This is a genomic window from Pseudomonas sp. O230, assembly GCF_045447035.1.
In the GTDB taxonomy this organism is placed as follows: domain Bacteria; phylum Pseudomonadota; class Gammaproteobacteria; order Pseudomonadales; family Pseudomonadaceae; genus Aquipseudomonas.
Window position 1 is genome coordinate 416,421 of the sequence record NZ_JBJGXN010000002.1, and the last position, 15,549, is coordinate 431,969.

Here is a 15,549-nt window from a genome sequence, read left to right on the forward strand (position 1 = left end):
CAGAGAAGACCTCCATGGGTGCCTGGCTTAGCAACATCTCGCTGAAATATAAATTCTGGGCGGTCAACGCTGTCGCCTTCGTCACGACCCTGTTGCTGGTGCTGTACGCCGTGCAACTTGAACAACAGGCTCGCAGTCACGCGTCTCAAGCGTCCGCTCAGGCACAGGCACGACTGCTCGGCGCCTGGCCGTCCGGGCAAGCGCTGCCCAAGGCCGACAACCTGCTGACGTTCAGTCGCGGGCACGCGCCGCTGCTCAACGATCAACCCGTACTGGAACTGACGGACAGCAACGGCTGGGTCGAGATCAACTCGATGCCACTGTTCGGCGAGAACCCGTTGATGGGCGCCGAAGTGTTCTCCCGTGCCGACGGCCAGCACGTCGCCGTGATCGCCTATGGCCCGAGCCTGAGCCAGGTGTTCGGCGAGCGTTTTGCCAACTACGCGGCGGCGGTGTTCATCCTGATGCTGGCGATGCTCGGGGCGTCGCAATTATTGATCCGCTTTCTGCTCAGTCAGCTCAATACGTTGAAAGACGTCATGCTCCACGTCGAAAAAACCGGCGACCTCTCGGCCCGTGTGCCGTTGGCCTGCACAGACGAAGTCGGGCAGATGGCTGGCGCGTTCAACGCCATGCAGGCCGGTTACCAGCGGGTGGTCAACACCGTCGCCAGTACCGCCCGGCAACTGGATGTCGGCGCCGCGCGGCTGGCGTCGAGCATGAATGAAGTGCGCCACGGCATGCTCGGCCAGCAAAGTGAGACCGATCAGGCCGCCACGGCAATCAATGAAATGACCGCCACCGTCTACCACATCGCCCAGCACGCCGGCGCCACTCGCGACCTCTCGCAAACTGCCGATACTCTGGCCGGCAGCGGCCAGGAAGTGGTCAGCCGCGTGCAGAAATCGATTGCCGGGTTGTCCACCGGCGTTCAGCAGACGGCCGAGATGATTCAGCGTCTGGCCGAGGACAGTCAGAAAATCAACGGTGTGGTCAATGTCATTCACAGCATCGCCGAGCAAACCAACCTGCTGGCGCTGAACGCCGCGATTGAAGCAGCCCGTGCAGGGGAAATGGGTCGTGGCTTTGCGGTGGTCGCCGATGAAGTGCGCAACCTGGCCAAACGTGTGCAGACCTCGACCGACGAGATCACCCTGATGGTCTCGGCGTTGCAGGCCGGAACCCGCGACGCGGTGGACTTCATGCAGGAAAGCTCGTTCAAGGCCGACGACTGCGTGCAACAGGCTCAAGAGGCCGGCGCCGCATTGCTGGAAATCACCAGCGCCGTGGCGCAGATGCGCGAAAGCAATACGCAGATCGCGGTGGCGGCCGAGCAGCAGAGCCAAGTGGCGGAAGAGATGAATCGGGCGGTGGTGAGTATTCGCGATGTAACCGAGAACACCGTGCAGCAGACCGTGGATTCGGCGACGACCAGTAATGAGTTGGCGGCGCTGGCCGGGGAGTTGAGCAAGGCTATTGGGCAGTTGAAACTCTAAGGGCCCCATCGCGGGCAAGCCCGCTCCTACAGGTTCAGCATTGATCGCATATCTAGGGTCAACTCGGTCATTGTAGGCGCTGGCTTGCCAGCGATAGCGTCAGCCCGGTCAACATCAATATTGCCCATGACGCCTATCACGCCGATAGCCATCCTTGATTCGCCGCCCGCCCATGCCGCGCCTATTCTTCAACCATGTGTTCAACATGGATCGAGGATCAGCATCATGGGCAAACGTCACCCCAACCTTCCCGCCTGGCAATGGCGCGCGTACCCGGACAATCACCAGCACCCGGCCAATCTGGTGTTGCACCTGATTGCCGTGCCGCTGTTCATCGTGGCGTTTCTGCTGCTGGTTTGCGGGGTGTTCAGCCTGAGCCTTGCGAACTTCGCGATTGGCGTCATCGGCCTGCTCGCGGCTTTGGGCCTGCAACGCCACGGTCACAGCCTGGAGGTGCAAGCCTCCGAACCGTTCAGTGATCGCAAAGATGCGGTGTCGCGCCTACTCGTCGAGCAGTTTCTGACCTTCCCACGGTTTTTCCTCAGCGGCGGTTGGTGGCGCGCCTGGCGTGAGCGCCACCGTGGTCACTGATCAGGCAAAAATCGTCACCGTCTGCCGGCTCATGGCAATCAACTGGCCCTCTGCGTTCCACAGCTTCGCCGCCGCGTGACCGTAGCCGTCAGCGGCATGTTCGATTTCAACGAGGTATTTGCACCAGTCCAGCGTGCTCAGCGCCAGCAACGGCTGGACGAATTCGATGGTCCAGGTCAGCGTGCTGCCCATCGCGACTTTCGTCAGGTGCGGCAACAGCGCCGGTGGCCAGGCGTCCACCAGCGCCAGGATATGCGCCTCACTGAGCGCCTCTTCCTTCACGTCCCCACGCAAGCGCACCCAGCCGCCCATCTCACGGGATTTATTGCCGGTGAACGGCAGACCGCCAACGCTCCAGCGCATCGCCAGATGGCGCATGAATTCCGGGGTCACACCTTTGATGTACGGCAGTTCCTGGCAATCGTCCCAGTGTTTCATTTCCGGGGCCGCCGTCGCCGATACCGCTACTTCGGATGGTCGCGAGGCGCCGAAGCTGCCCTGGATGAGTGTCACCACCTGACCCTTCTGCATCGCCCGGCCCAGTACCTGACTGACAGCCTTGCCTTCGCGCAGGACGTCGACTTCAAAACTGACCGGCACCTCAGGCTCGACCGGCCCGACAAAGGTGATCGCCAGCGAACGTACCGGACGATCCGCCGGCACCCTGGCGCGCATGGCTTCGTATTGCAAGGCAGCCACCAGACCACCAAAACTGGCCCGCCCCTGTGCCCATTCGGCCGGAATAGACAGCTCCAGCGGCTGGCTGCGGACGGCGTCGAGCAGATCGGAAAAGCGCATGAAAACCTCAAGGGCAGAAAAGGATGGAGGAATGTTAACCAGCCACGGGGGATGACACAGCGCTTATTCTGGCCAAAGAGACTGACAGATAGGCCGCAATCGGATCGAACACAACTTTCATGTTCAACACACTCCGTGTGGGGCTTGCCCGCGATGAGGCCAGAACAGTCAACATTGATGTCGACTGTCAGACCGCTATCGCGGTCAAGCCCGCTCCCACAGGGTTTTGTGTTGTCCGCCCTATTGGCGATGAGACCCACATTGGATCGGCGGAGGTTTCAGGATTTGAAACAGGCGGCGCTGAGTTTGTCGAGGACACGGTCCGCACGGCTCTCGGCCTTGGCCATCATGGTTTTCCACACGGCCACGCAAGGCTGTAAATCGGCTTCCTGTTCGGCTCGCGCCAGCCATTGCCAGCAGTCGTGCCAATCGCCCAAAGCGGCCTGGGCCGATTTCAGTCGGGGTAGCGACGGTTTCGGCAAGCGATCCAGCTCGGGATACGCTTCGATGCCGTAGCGCACACGTTTGATCAATAGGCGCAGACGATGACGATCATGGGCGGGATCATGCAGGGCCTGGTCGAGTTTCTTCCATTGTTTGGCCAGGCGTTTCTCTATGCGTTGACCCAAGCCCTTGAGCAACCCCTGACGCTGTGAGCCGCGCAAGAAACGCGGAAAGGCATCAAGGATCATCAGCAACTGCGCCAGCTCAGGGCTGGCCGCAACGGCCGGATACGCCTTCGCCATCTGCGCCATGCGTCGCTGCGCTGCTTCGGGTTGATCGTGCTCAAGCAAGTACGCCGCCAGCACTTCACGATCGCGCAAAGGCGTGGTCAGGTCACCGACCCGAGACGCCGCCACTTCCAGCTGCTCGACCCCGGGCAAGCCGCGCAATGGACGCAGCAGACTGCGCAAACGGCGAACCGTGGTGCGCAGTTCGTGCAACGCTTCCGGGTCTGTTCGAGCACTCAAACGGGCCTGACAGGCCAGCAAACGGACTTCCAGACCCAAAACATGAGCCACCAACCGATTAATCATGCGATTGACTCCAATTAGAAGCCGGCTTGCTAGCGATGGTGGCCGTGATGGCGCCATCGCCAGCAATCCGGCTCCTACAGATTAGCGGCTTGCTTAACGGCCGGCACGTGACTCACGAATATAGAAGCGTGCCTTCTCGGCTTTCTTGGTGCAGCCTTCGAACGCTTCAAATTGCTGCTGGGTCTTGGCGCCGGTCAGCAACGACAGGGCCTTGGAGTAGCTGACGGTGCCGGCGAAACCTTCGGCCTTGGCCAGGTCCAGCTCGTGCCACGCGGCATCGATCCCGCTGCCGCAGCTGTCACGGTAAGCGGTTTTGCCGGCACAACCGGCGAGTGCCAGCGCAATCAAGGGCACACAGATCCAGGCTTTCATCTCTTACACCTCAACAATAGGTAAACAGTCGTGCAGGTAAGACGGTCTGGCGCGTGAAAAGTGCCTTGCTCCCGCCACGCAAACTATAGCGTTGGCGAGAATAACCATCTGCCGCCATGGAGTGTCGAAAAAACGACGCCTTCACCCTGCCGTGCGACCTTAGCGATTGAAGCACAGCCCTCGATGGGTGCATTGTTGAACCTTGTTCAGACGAGGTCGATTCATGAAAAAGCGTGTCGCACTGGTGTTGGGCTCAGGTGGGGCCCGGGGCTATGCCCATATCGGTGTCATTGAAGAGATCGAGCGGCGTGGCTACGACATCGCCTGCATTGCCGGCTGCTCGATGGGCGCCGTGGTCGGCGGGATTTATGCCGCCGGCAAGCTGGACGAATACCGGAACTGGATCGAAAGCCTGGATTACCTCGACGTGTTGCGCCTGGTGGACGTCAGTTTTCGGCTGGGGGCGATTCGCGGCGAGAAGGTCTTCGGGCAGATCCGCAAGATCGTCGGCGAAATCAATATCGAAGACTTGCGCATCCCCTACACGGCGGTCGCCACCGACCTGACCAACCAACAGGAAATCTGGTTCCAGGAAGGTTGCCTGCACCAGGCGATGCGCGCCTCGGCGGCGATTCCCAGCCTGTTCACCCCGGTGATGCAGGGCAATCGCATGCTGGTGGATGGCGGTATCCTCAACCCGTTGCCGATCGTGCCGGTGGTGTCGAGCCATTGCGACTTGATCATCGCGGTCAACCTCAACTCCACCAACCAGCGTCACTATCAACTGCCGGTGATCCAGCGCCCCGCTGCGTTCAGGACCCGGTTCGACAGCCTGATCAACTCGGTGGGCTCGAAGTTGCCGTTCCGCCGCAAGCAAGCGGAAAAGTTGTTGCTGCTGGAAAAGGAAGCGTTGATCGCAGAAGCGGCCGAGATCAATCCCTGGATCGAATCCGCCGAACCCGAAGCCCAGCAACCGGCGGCCGCCCCTGAACGTGACGGCGCGCCGAAGTCGGCCACCGGTTCGTTCATCATCGACAACGTGGGTCCGGCGTCCTTGCTGGATTTGATCAACCAGAGTTTCGAGGTGATGCAGACGTCGTTGGCGCAGTACAAGATCGCCGGGTATCCGCCGGATATCCTGATCAACGTGCCGAAACGGGTGTGCCGGTTTTTCGAGTTTTACAAGGCACCGGAGTTGATCGCGCTGGGGCGCGAGATTGCGCGGGATACGCTGGACCGCTATGAAAGCGAACGGGATCAAGAATCCTGACCTTCTCGGGTGGATGTTAGAACCTCATCGCGGGCAAGCCCGGCTCCCACAGGATTTGAGTCGTTCACAAGTACTGTGATCACCTCAACACCTGTGGGAGCTGGCTTGCCAGCGATGGGGCTGGATCAGGCAACACAAATACTAAAGCCCACCCTCACTCAACAACCGATACCCAACCCCCGCCTCGGTCACGATAAACCTCGGCTGCATCGGATCATCCGCCAGCTTCTGCCGCAAATGCCCAACCACAATCCGCAAATAATGACTGTCTTCGGTGTGGGTCGGCCCCCAGATGTCCTTGAGCAATTGCTGTTGGGTGATGACCCGCCCCGGATGCCGCGCCAATTGCGCCAGCACCGCGTATTCCTTGCGGGTCAACGCCACTTCGACGCCTTCGAGCAGCACTCGGCGATAGGCCAGGTCCACGGTCAACGGGCCGAACGTCAGCGCCGCTTGTTGAGCCTCGCCCACCGGCGCCTGACGCAACAGGGCACGCACCCGCGCCAGGAATTCCTGGATGCCGAACGGCTTGGTCACGTAGTCATTGGCGCCGCCATCCAGCGCTTCGACTTTCTGCCCTTCACCGGCGCGCACCGACAGCACCAGCACCGGCACCGTCGACCATTCGCGAAATTCGCGCAGCACTTGCTGGCCGTCCATGTCCGGCAGGCCGAGGTCGAGCACCAGCAAATCGGGTTTATTCAGTGCGGCTTGCGCCAGGCCTTCGGTGCCGGTGCCGGCCTCCAGCACTTTGTAGCCTTGGGAGGCGAGGCTGATGCGCAGGAATTTGCGGATCTGCGGTTCGTCGTCGATGACCAAAATGGTCGCGGTCTGGCTCATGATTTCCGTTCGCGGCATGGAGATGTCCAAAGGGTATCAGGCTTCACTTTCAGTGCTCACTGTCCGCTGTCGATTTCAAAGGAAGGTTGTTCCTGCAACGGCAAGTGAAGCGTGATGCACGTGCCGTGTCCGTCTATGCCTTCGCCGACGCTGATCCGCCCGCCGTGCGCACCGACCATGCCTTGGCAGATCGCCAGTCCAAGCCCCGTGCCCTGCCCACCTCGATCGCCGCGTGCGGCGGTGTAGAACATGTCGAAAATCTTCGCCCGCTCCTCCTCCGGAATCCCCGGACCTTCATCGCTGACCGAGAAGAACAACTCGTTTTCCTCGACTCCGGCGCGCAATTGCAAACGCCCATGCACCGGTGAAAACCGGGCGGCGTTTTCCAGCACGTTGACCAGCGCCTGTTCGATCAGCGCGGCGTGAACGTAGAGCAGTGGCAACTCCGCAGGCACATCGGTGCTGACCTGCAACGGCGCCAGTACCGCGCGCAAGCGATTGAGCGAGCTGCCAACGATGTCGGCCGGTGACACCCAGTCCCGCGCGAGCTTCAGCGCGCCGTGACCGAGACGGGTCATGTCCAGCAGGTTCTGAATATAGCGATCGAGGCGTTCGGCTTCATCGCGGGTGCCTTCGAGCAGTTCGCGGCGATCCTCCAGCGGGATGGCTTCGCCGAGCGCCAACAGGCTGTCGATGCTGCCGCGCATGGACGTCAGCGGCGTACGTAAATCGTGGGACACCGAAGCCAATAAAGCACTGCGCAGTTGCTCGGTTTCGCCGTGCAGCCGCGCCGCTTCCAGGTCTTCGGCCAACTGCGCGCGCGCCAGCGCCTGGGCCAGCGGCTGACTCAGCGCGGTCAGTAACCGTCGACGCTGACCGCTCAAGGTCTGCCCCTCTTTGGCACAGACGCCGAGCAGCGCCAGCGGCCCGTCTTCCACCGACAGCGGCCACCACCACCAGCGCCCGAACGGCAACGTGCCGGTGCCCGCGCCCGCGGGTTGATCGTGTTGCCAGGCCCAATCGGCGGCGGCGCGCTCGGCCTCGGTGAACTCCAGCGGGCCACCGGTCTCGACTTTCCAGCCCGCCTGACCGTCGCGATTGAGCAGGCACAACTGCAAGTCTTTCCAGCCGTTGAGGTGCTGCGCGGCGGCGCTGACCACCGCCTGACGGTCCGTGGCGGCAGTGAGTTTGCGTGACAGGTCGAGCAGTTCGGTGGTCTCTTCCTGCGTATCGCGCAACGCCTGCAATTGCCGGCGCTGACGCGCGGCGAGGTTGCCGGTGAGCGCCGCCATCAGCAGGAAGAACAGCAGCGTCAGTACGTCTTCTTCGCGCTGAATGCTGAAGGAAAAATTCGGCGGAATGAACAGGAAGTCATAGGTCAGAAACGACAGCGCCGCACAGGCCAACGCCGGGCCGAGGCTGCTGCGTACCGCCACCAGCAACACGGCGGCGAGGAACACAAGCGAGATGTTCGGCAGCGGCAAAACACTCGCCACCGCCCAGGCCAAGGCACTGGCCAAAAACGTCGCCACAACGGCGAGTGCGTAGTCGAACCACACCAGCGACTGCGCCGAACGCTGGCGTGGCTGATGCGGTTCGTGATCGCTGTCGAGGACGTTGATTTCCAGTCCCCGCGCATCGCGCAGCAAGCGTGACGCCAGCCCTCCGCCGAACAGGCGCCGACGCAAACGCTGCCGGGATTGCCCGACCAACACCAGACTGGCGCGGCGTTCGGCAGCGTGCTGAATCAGGGTTTTCGCGACTTCGCCGGCCCGCAGCAACACCACTTCGCCACCGAGACGTTCGGCCAGTTGCTGGGCACTTTGCAGACGCAGGCGCGATTGCTCGTCGCGCACACTGCCGTTGTCCACGTGCACCAGGCTCCACGGCAAATGCCGACGCTGGGCGACACGACTGGCGTGACGCACCAGACGTTCAGCCTGGGCATCACCATCGACTCCGACCAGCAGCCGACCGCGCACTGCGGGGGCCGCCTGGCCGAGCTGGCGATAGCCTTGTGCCAAATCGTTATCGACCTGGGCCGCAGCGGTTTGCATCGCCAGTTCGCGCAGGGCGGTGAGGTTGGTCTGGGTAAAGAACGCATCGATGGCCGCCCGCGCCTGCTCCGGCACGTAGACCTTGCCGTCGCGCAGACGCTCGAGCAGCTCGCGTGGCGGCAAGTCGATCAGCAGCAGTTCATAGGCTTCTTGCAGCACCCAGTCCGGCAAGGTTTCGCGGACCTGCACGCCGGTGATGCCGCGCACCTGGTCGTTAAGGCTTTCCAGGTGCTGGACGTTGACCGTGGTGAAGACGTCGATACCGGCGGCGAGCAGTTCCTGAATGTCTTGCCAGCGTTTGGTGTGACGGCTGCCGGGGGCGTTGCTGTGGGCCAGTTCGTCGACCAGCACCAGTTTCGGTTTGGCCGCGAGCAGGCCGTCGAGGTCCATTTCTTCGAGCATCACGCCACGGTATTCCGAGCGCACCAGCGGTTGCTGCGGCAAGCCGCCGAGCAGCGCTTCGGTTTCGGCACGGCCGTGGGTTTCGACCACGCCGGCAATGACTTTTACCCCTTGGCGCAATTGGGTGTGCGCGGCTTGCAGCATGGCGTAGGTCTTGCCGACGCCGGGCGCGGCGCCGAGGAAAACCTTGAGCCGGCCACGGCCGTCGCGGGGCAGGTCTGCTAACAGCGCGTCGGCGCGGCCGGAGTCACTCATGCAGGGGATCTCTTCTTTCAGATGTTGATGGAGTGATTGTTCGGCCGTCATCGCGAGCAAGCTTGCTCCTACAGGAGTACGCATTCCAATGTGGGAGCGGGTTTGCCCGCGAAATATGCCACCACCGATCTAGAGTTTTTCCAGCGCCATATTCAGCGCCAACACATTCACCACCGGCGGTCCTACCAACGGCTGCTCGATGTGCGCGGCCAGCAGATTCTGAAGCGTAGACACCGGCAGATTCCGCGTCGCCGCGACACGCGCCAGTTGATAGGCAATTGCGGCCGGAGGCAAGTGCGGATCAAGCCCGCTGCCCGAAGTGGTCAGCAGCGCCAACGGCACCGGACCCTGGCCTGGCACCAGCAATTTATTGGCATCGTCGATCACCCGAGTGGCCAGTGCCGGGTTGCTTGGCGAGAGGTTGCTGGCGCCGCTCGACACCGTGGCGAAAGCGCCGGCGGATGGCCGCGGATGGAACCACGCGTCACCGGTGAAATCCTGGGCAATCAGCGAGGAGCCGCGGACTTTGCCGTCGGCGTCGCGCACGAGGCTGCCATTGGCCTGATCCGGGAACGCAACCTGCGCGACACCGGTGACCACCAACGGGTAAGCGACGCCGGTGATCAGGGTCATCAGGACCAGCAGGCTCAGGGCCGGACGTATCATTGTGGACATTTCATAATCCTCGAATTCGGTGAAAAACTGCGATGGGTCAGGTGGACCGTGGTGTGTTCCTCGCGAGCAAGCTTGCTCCTACGGGGCGATGTCGTTCGCGACACTGTAGGAGCCGGCTTGCCGGCGATCGAGCGCGCGGCGCTCGCCAGGGTCAAACCAGATGCAACGCCGTCAACAGCATGTCGATCGCCTTGATGCCCACGAACGGCACCAGAATCCCGCCCAGCCCATAGATCAACAGGTTGCGGCGCAGCAACGCCGCTGCACTGGCCGCTTGCACGCGCACGCCGCGCAGCGCCAATGGAATCAGCACCACAATGATCAAGGCATTGAACACGATCGCCGACAGAATCGCGCTCTGCGGACTGCTCAGATGCATGACGTTGAGCACACCTAGTTGCGGGTAGATCGAGGCGAACAGCGCCGGCAGAATCGCGAAGTATTTGGCCACGTCGTTGGCGATGGAAAAGGTCGTCAGCGCACCACGGGTCACCAGCAATTCCTTGCCGATCTGCACCACGTCCAGCAGTTTGGTCGGGTCGCTGTCGAGGTCGACCATGTTCGCCGCTTCGCGCGCCGCTTGCGTGCCATCGTTCATCGCCATACCGACGTCTGCCTGGGCCAGGGCCGGGGCGTCGTTGGCACCGTCGCCGCACATGGCGACCAAACGACCGTCATTCTGCTCATGACGAATACGCGCCAGTTTTTTCTCCGGCGTGGCTTCGGCGAGCACGTCGTCGACGCCCGCTTCGGCCGCAATCGCCGCCGCGGTCAGCGGGTTGTCGCCGGTCACCATGACCGTACGAATCCCCAGTTTGCGCAGCTCGGCAAAACGTTCGCGGATGCCGGGCTTGACCACGTCCTTGAGGTGGATCGCACCGAGCAATTTGCCGTCAGCGCAGACCAGCAATGGCGTGCCGCCGCTCTGGGCAATCTTGTCGATTTCACGGGACAAAGCAGGTGCGAGATCAGCGCGTTTCAGGCCGACGAACGCCAGCAGCGAATCCACCGCGCCCTTGCGATACACGCGCCCCTGATAGTCAACGCCGGACAGACGGGTTTCAGCGCTGAACGGTACGGCGGTCAACAGTTCGGTGCTCGGCTCAGGCTGCGGATGCAAGCCACGCAGGTACTCGACGATGGATTTACCTTCCGCCGTGTCATCGGCCAGCGAAGCGAACAGCGCGCCCTCGGCCAGTTCCCGGGCGTTCACACCTGGCGCGGCATACACCGCGGTGCAACGACGGTTACCGAAGGTGATGGTGCCGGTCTTGTCCAGCAGCAGGACGTGTACGTCCCCGGCCGCTTCCACGGCGCGGCCGGATTTGGCGATCACGTTCAGGCGCACCAGACGGTCCATCCCGGCGATACCGATGGCCGACAGCAAACCGCCGATGGTGGTCGGAATCAGCGTGACCAATAACGCCACCAGGAACACCAGCGGCAGGCTGCCGTTGGCGAAGTGGGCGAACGGTTGCAGGGTGACGACCACCAGCAGGAAGATCAGCGTGAGGCCGATCAGCAGGATGTCGAGCGCCACTTCGTTCGGAGTTTTCTGGCGTTTGGCGCCTTCGACCAGCGCGATCATGCGGTCCAGGGTCGACTCGCCAGGGTTGGCGGTGATGCGCACCAGCAGCCAATCGGACACCAGTCGGGTATTGCCGGTGACGGCCGAGCGGTCGCCACCGGATTCACGGATCACCGGTGCGGATTCACCGGTGATTGCCGCTTCGTTGACCGCCGCGATGCCTTCGATGACCTCGCCGTCACCGGGGATCATTTCCCCGGCTTCGACGCGCACCACATCGCCCTTGCGCAGGCTGGTCGCCGGCACCACTTGAAAGGCACCATTGCCGGTTTTACGGCGTGCGCTCAAGCCTTCGCTGCCGGCCTTGAGGCTGTCGGCGCGGGCCTTGCCGCGGCCTTCGGCCAAGGCTTCGGCGAAGTTGGCGAACAGCACGGTGAACCACAGCCACAGCGCGATTTGTGCAGCGACGAAGGTCGGCACGGCGCTGTCGGGAATGAAGCACAACACGGTGGTCAGCACAGCGGTCAGTTCGACCACCAGCATCACCGGCGCACGCTGCAATTGCCGTGGGTCGAGCTTGACGAAGGCTTGCACCAGCGCCGGGCGCCACAGGGCCGAGATCGCGGTTTTCGGTTGCTCCGGCGCTTTCGCTGCGACCGGTTTAGTTGCGGGCATATTCATCATTGATTCCTCAGAAGCCCATGCTCAAGTGTTCAGCGATTGGGCCCAGCGCCAGGGTCGGCAGAAAGGTCAGGCCACCCACCAGCAGAATGGTCACGGTCAGCAATGTCACGAACAGCGGGCCATGCGTCGGGAAGCTGTTCTGGCCAATCGGTGCGGTTTTCTTCATCGCCAGGCTGCCGGCCAGGGCCAGTACCGGGAGGATGTAACCGAAGCGACCGATCAACATGCCCAGACCGAGCATCAGGTTGTGGAACGCGGTGTTGGCACCGAAGCCGCCGAACGCTGAACCGTTGTTGGCACTGGCCGAGGTGTAGGCGTACAGCAACTGGCTGAAACCGTGCGCACCGGGGTTGCTCACTGCTGCGACCGGGCCGGGCAGGCTCGCGGCAATCGCGCCGAGCACCAGCACGCCGACCGGCATCACCAGCAAAGTCACCACCAGCAATTGCACTTCCTTGGCCTGCAGTTTCTTGCCGAGGTATTCCGGTGTACGGCCGATCATCAGGCCGGCGAGGAACACTGCGATCAATACGTTGAGCAACATGCCGTAGAGCCCGGCGCCGACGCCGCCGAAGATCACTTCGCCGACCATCATGTTGACCAGCGCGACCATGCCGCTCAGCGGGTTGAGGCTGTCGTGCATGCCGTTGACCGAACCGTTGGACGCTGCGGTAGTGGTCACCGACCACAGCACGGTGGCGGTGGTGCCAAAGCGCGCTTCCTTGCCTTCCAGCGGCGCGGTCTGTTCGACGGCAACGTTGTTCAGGCTCGGGTTCGGCTGGTATTCAGCCCACAGCGAGGTCGCGCCGCCGATCAGGAACAGCGCCAGCATGCAGGCGATGATCGCGCGACTCTGACGCAGGTCTTTGACGTAATGGCCGAAGGTAAACACCAGGGCGACCGGGATCAGAATGATCGACGCCATCTCGAACAGGTTGCTCCACGCCGTCGGGTTCTCGAACGGATGCGCCGAGTTGACGCCGAAGAAGCCACCGCCGTTGGTGCCCAGTTGCTTGATCGCAATCTGGCTGGCGGCCGGGCCGAGCGGGATCACCTGATCGACGCCTTGCATCGTCACCGCATTCACGTACTGCGCGAAAGTTTGTGGCACGCCCTGCCAGACCAGATACAGCGCCAGCAGCAGACACAGCGGCAGCAAGCCGTAGAGGGTAGCGCGGGTCATGTCGACCCAGAAGTTGCCGAGGGTTTTGGTCGATTTGCGACCGATACCGCGACACAGCGCAACCAGCACAGCGAGGCCGGTGGCGGCGCTGACGAAGTTCTGCACGGTGAGGCCGACCATCTGGCTCAGGTAGCTCAGCGAGGCTTCGCCGCTGTAGGCCTGCCAGTTGGTGTTGGTCATGAAACTGACGGCGGTGTTGAACGCCAGCGTCCACTCCTGGCCCGGCAGATTCTGCGGGTTGAGCGGCAAGTGATCCTGGAACAACAGGATCGCGAACAACAGCAAGAAGCCCGCAAGGTTGAAGGCCAGCAAGGCCAGGGTGTATTTCTGCCAGCTCTGTTCGGCCTGCGGATCAACGCCGGCCACCCGATAGCAACCACGCTCCACCGGTCCCAGGATCGGTGTCAGCCAAGTGCGCTGCCCCTCCATGACCTTGTAGTAGAACCGCCCGAGAAACGGTGCCGGGACCAATACCACCGCGAAAAACGCGAGGATCAGCCAATAGTCATAACTGTGCATAGCCGCTCCTAGTTCCGGTCCGCGCGCAACAGCGCAACCAACAGATAAATGAACAGCCCCACTGCCAATAGCAGTGACACCCCGTCCAGAACGCTCATGGAAGTTCTCCGTGTTACGGCGTATTGCCGCGTGTGGAGCCATTGTCGGAAGGAAGGCTGTAAAGGAGCGAGGTCGAGGGGTGTGGCGGGGCATAAAGAAAGCGTAAAGAGTGGGTTTATGGCTTTGTTACAGCGTTGCCTGGACTGGCCTGATCGCGGGCAAGCCCGCGATGACGGCAGAACAGAAGACAACGCCCTCAACTGGCGCACAAAAATGCATGCATCCAGCAGCGAACATCCCCGATACGACACCTTTTTACGCTTTACGACTGCCATCACCACACTGGCACGCCCGCTGCACACGCCCTCCCCGAGCTTTTCAAACCGTTCAGGGAGCAAATGCATGAACACACAACTCAAACCCACGCTGGGCACGCTGCACCTGTGGGGCATTGCGGTCGGGCTGGTGATTTCCGGTGAGTATTTCGGCTGGAGTTACGGCTGGGGCGTGGCGGGCACACTCGGGTTTCTGGTGACGTCTTTTATGGTCGCCACGATGTACACCTGTTTCATCTTCAGTTTCACCGAGCTGACCACCGCGATTCCGCATGCCGGCGGTCCCTTTGCCTACAGCCGTCGCGCCTTCGGCGAGAAAGGCGGATTGATCGCCGGGCTGGCGACGCTGATCGAATTCGTCTTCGCCCCGCCGGCCATCGCACTGGCGATCGGCGCCTACCTCAACGTGCAATTCCCCGCCCTGGACCCGAAACACGCAGCGGTCGGCGCCTACATTGTGTTCATGGGCCTGAACATCCTCGGGGTGAAACTGGCGGCCACCTTCGAGCTGGTGGTCTGTGTACTCGCGGTGGCTGAATTGCTGGTGTTCATGGGCGTGGTGGCGCCGGCGTTCAGCTTCAGCAACTTCGCGCTGAATGGCTGGGCCGGTTCCGATGTGTTTGGCGCACCGGCGATTGCCGGAATGTTCGCGGCGATTCCGTTTGCCATCTGGTTTTTCCTCGCCATCGAAGGCGCGGCCATGGCCGCCGAAGAAGCCAAGGACCCGAAACGCACGATTCCCAAGGCGTACATCAGCGGCATTTTGACCCTGGTGTTGTTGGCCATGGGCGTGATGTTCTTTGCCGGCGGCGTCGGCGACTGGCGCACCCTGTCGAACATCAACGACCCGCTGCCGCAAGCGATGAAAACCGTGGTCGGCGAAAGCTCCGGCTGGTTGCACATGCTGGTGTGGATCGGCCTGTTCGGCCTGGTGGCGAGTTTCCACGGGATCATTCTCGGTTACTCGCGGCAGTTTTTCGCCCTCGCCCGCGCCGGTTACCTGCCGGCGCCGCTGGCCAAACTCTCGCGTTTCCAGACGCCGCATCGGGCAATCATCGCCGGTGGTGTGATCGGGATCGCGGCGATCTACAGCGACGGCTTGATCAACCTCGGCGGCATGACACTGACCGCCGCGATGATCACCATGGCAGTGTTCGGCGCGATCGTGATGTACATCATGAGCATGCTCAGCCTGTTCAAACTGCGTAAGACCGAGCCGAACCTGGAGCGCACATTCCGCGCGCCGTGCTATCCGCTGGTGCCGGCCATTGCACTGGTGCTGGCGGTGGTCTGCCTGGTGGCGATGGCGTGGTTCAACACGCTGATCGGGTTGATCTTCCTCGGTTTCATGGCAGTCGGCTTCGTCTACTTCATGCTGACCGCGCAGTTGCGCGCGGATGCACCGGCAGATGCAATGTTGACCGGGTTGTAAACAGTCGCGGCGCTGGGGGCATATCAGGCATAGAAT

At 62.2% G+C, this 15,549-nt stretch carries 13 protein-coding genes; 4 read left to right on the top strand and 9 right to left on the bottom strand.

What is annotated here, in order from left to right:
* Positions 1-14: 14 nt before the first annotated feature.
* Entirely contained in the window at positions 15-1,496 is a 1,482-nt protein-coding gene (locus ACI77H_RS05240) for a methyl-accepting chemotaxis protein (RefSeq protein WP_407010730.1), read from the top strand.
* A gap of 225 nt (positions 1,497-1,721) precedes the next feature.
* Positions 1,722-2,087, top strand: coding sequence for a terminase (locus ACI77H_RS05245; protein WP_407010731.1), 366 nt, complete (start codon positions 1,722-1,724; stop codon positions 2,085-2,087).
* Here the strand turns inward: ACI77H_RS05245 and ACI77H_RS05250 are convergent, their stop codons facing one another.
* From ACI77H_RS05250 to ACI77H_RS05260, 3 genes are all read right to left on the bottom strand, one after another.
* On the bottom strand, positions 2,088-2,885 hold the full coding sequence (locus tag ACI77H_RS05250; RefSeq protein WP_407010732.1) for an acyl-CoA thioesterase: 798 nt from the start codon (positions 2,883-2,885) through the stop codon (positions 2,088-2,090).
* Between the two features lie 278 nt (positions 2,886-3,163).
* On the bottom strand, positions 3,164-3,922 hold the full coding sequence (locus ACI77H_RS05255; protein ID WP_407010733.1) for a CHAD domain-containing protein: 759 nt from the start codon (positions 3,920-3,922) through the stop codon (positions 3,164-3,166).
* Positions 3,923-4,015: 93 nt separating this feature from the next.
* Positions 4,016-4,294: a hypothetical protein gene (locus ACI77H_RS05260; RefSeq protein ID WP_045058957.1), complete on the bottom strand. Its 279-nt coding sequence runs from the start codon at positions 4,292-4,294 to the stop codon at positions 4,016-4,018.
* 223 nt (positions 4,295-4,517) lie between these two features.
* Here ACI77H_RS05260 and ACI77H_RS05265 point away from each other — a divergent pair, with 223 nt between their 5' ends.
* Positions 4,518-5,564 (top strand): patatin-like phospholipase family protein, encoded by a 1,047-nt coding sequence (locus tag ACI77H_RS05265; protein ID WP_407010735.1) that lies wholly within the window; start codon positions 4,518-4,520, stop codon positions 5,562-5,564.
* Positions 5,565-5,705: 141 nt separating this feature from the next.
* On the opposite strand, the gene ACI77H_RS05270 is transcribed toward ACI77H_RS05265, so the two are convergent.
* The 6 genes from ACI77H_RS05270 to kdpF all read right to left on the bottom strand — a co-directional run bounded on the left by ACI77H_RS05270 (position 5,706) and on the right by kdpF (position 13,805).
* The gene (locus tag ACI77H_RS05270; RefSeq protein ID WP_407011041.1) at positions 5,706-6,404 is read right to left on the bottom strand and encodes a response regulator; all 699 of its coding nucleotides are present in this window, start codon (positions 6,402-6,404) and stop codon (positions 5,706-5,708) included.
* A 56-nt stretch (positions 6,405-6,460) separates the two neighbouring features.
* The gene (locus ACI77H_RS05275; RefSeq protein WP_407010736.1) at positions 6,461-9,118 is read right to left on the bottom strand and encodes a DUF4118 domain-containing protein; all 2,658 of its coding nucleotides are present in this window, start codon (positions 9,116-9,118) and stop codon (positions 6,461-6,463) included.
* A gap of 129 nt (positions 9,119-9,247) precedes the next feature.
* On the bottom strand, positions 9,248-9,793 hold the full coding sequence (gene kdpC, locus ACI77H_RS05280) for a potassium-transporting ATPase subunit KdpC (RefSeq protein ID WP_407010738.1): 546 nt from the start codon (positions 9,791-9,793) through the stop codon (positions 9,248-9,250).
* Between the two features lie 151 nt (positions 9,794-9,944).
* The gene (gene kdpB, locus ACI77H_RS05285) at positions 9,945-12,002 is read right to left on the bottom strand and encodes a potassium-transporting ATPase subunit KdpB (protein ID WP_407010740.1); all 2,058 of its coding nucleotides are present in this window, start codon (positions 12,000-12,002) and stop codon (positions 9,945-9,947) included.
* 10 nt (positions 12,003-12,012) lie between these two features.
* The gene (kdpA, locus tag ACI77H_RS05290; RefSeq protein ID WP_407010742.1) at positions 12,013-13,707 is read right to left on the bottom strand and encodes a potassium-transporting ATPase subunit KdpA; all 1,695 of its coding nucleotides are present in this window, start codon (positions 13,705-13,707) and stop codon (positions 12,013-12,015) included.
* 8 nt (positions 13,708-13,715) lie between these two features.
* A complete protein-coding gene (gene kdpF, locus ACI77H_RS05295) occupies positions 13,716-13,805 on the bottom strand; it encodes a K(+)-transporting ATPase subunit F (protein WP_007899818.1) in 90 nt (29 codons plus the stop codon).
* A 343-nt stretch (positions 13,806-14,148) separates the two neighbouring features.
* Between kdpF and eat the strand changes: the two genes are divergently transcribed.
* Positions 14,149-15,513 carry an ethanolamine permease gene (gene eat, locus ACI77H_RS05300; protein WP_407010744.1) on the top strand — a complete coding sequence of 455 codons (1,365 nt, stop codon included), beginning with the start codon at positions 14,149-14,151 and terminating at the stop codon, positions 15,511-15,513.
* Positions 15,514-15,549: the final 36 nt, after the last annotated feature.